At 72.0% G+C, this 1137-nt stretch carries 2 protein-coding genes; both read right to left on the reverse strand.

What is annotated here, in order from left to right; translation table 11 throughout:
* Positions 1-2: 2 nt before the first annotated feature.
* Complete coding sequence (locus D7231_RS35370; protein WP_199739543.1) at positions 3-392, reverse strand: cupin domain-containing protein; 390 nt, start codon at positions 390-392, stop codon at positions 3-5.
* Between the two features lie 43 nt (positions 393-435).
* On the reverse strand, positions 436-1137 hold a 702-nt coding region (locus tag D7231_RS35375; protein WP_120760490.1), incomplete at its 5' end, for an SDR family NAD(P)-dependent oxidoreductase.

Here is a 1137-nt window from a genome sequence, read left to right on the forward strand (position 1 = left end):
GGTCACCAGGGGCCGGTCTCGAACCTGGCCTCGTCCGGGCTGTCCACGGGCCACGGCGGCACGGTCGCCGCGACCACCCGCAGGCCCTGAACTCCCGCCCGGAACTGGAAGGTGGTGCCCAGCGGGATGGTCAGGCAGACGCCCGGCTCCAGCGCGGTGACCTCCTCGCGGCCGTCCTGGCTGCGCCACATCTCGCCCGCCCCCGAGACGACGAACCAGATCTCCTCCACGGTGGCGTGCGACACCGCCTTCGCGGTCTGCCCCGGCGCGAGCTCGAACTGGGCGAAGCTCGCCGCCCCGGGGAGCACGCACAGCGGCCGCACCGCCGAGCCGTCCGGCGCGGTGACCTCGGGTGCCTGGTCCAGCCGTATGGTCGTGAAGGGTTCGCTCATGGGCCCCACGATAGGGAACGCGGGAGCGTGCCCCGACGGCGCGTCAGGAGTGGCGTTCGAGCCCGGTGCGCAGGCGGTGGGCGGCCTTGGAGACCTGGCGGTTGAAGAGGGCGCGGGCGTAGCGCTTGGCCCACCAGGCGACCTTCTCCTCGCGGTGGAGCAGGAGGAGGAACGTCCCGCGGCGCACGGCCTCGTGGACGCGGTCGGCCAGCTGCTCGGGGCTGGTCTTGCCGTTGGCGATGAGTTTGGCGGAGACCTCGGCGAGGGCGGGGTCGGGGCTGCGGAAGCTGGAGGCGAGGTTGGTGGGGACGAAGCCGGGGCAGACGACGGTGGTGCCGATGCCCCAGGGCTCCAGCTCGAAGCGCAGGGTCTCGGAGAGGGCGACGACGCCGGCCTTGGTGACGTTGTAGTTGGCCATGAAGGGCGGGTTGATCAGCCCGGCCATCGAGGCGATGTTGACGATGTGGCCGCTGCCCTGGCGCTTGAGGAGCGGGACGAACGTGCGGCAGCCGCGGACGACGGCGAGCAGGTTGATCCCGGTGATCCACTCCCAGTCGGACTCGGGGATCGCCTCGATGCGTCCGGCGGCCGAGACCCCCGCATTATTGATCAATATGTCCAGGCCGTCCCACTCGGCCTCCACCCAGGCGCGGGCCTCCTGCCATGCGGCCTCCAAGCGCACGCCCAGGGGGAGGAAGACGGCCGAGCCGCCCCAGGGGGTGGGGGCTGCCTTGTCCTCGGTTGC

The organism is Streptomyces klenkii, from assembly GCF_003626645.1.
Lineage (GTDB): Bacteria > Actinomycetota > Actinomycetes > Streptomycetales > Streptomycetaceae > Streptomyces > Streptomyces klenkii.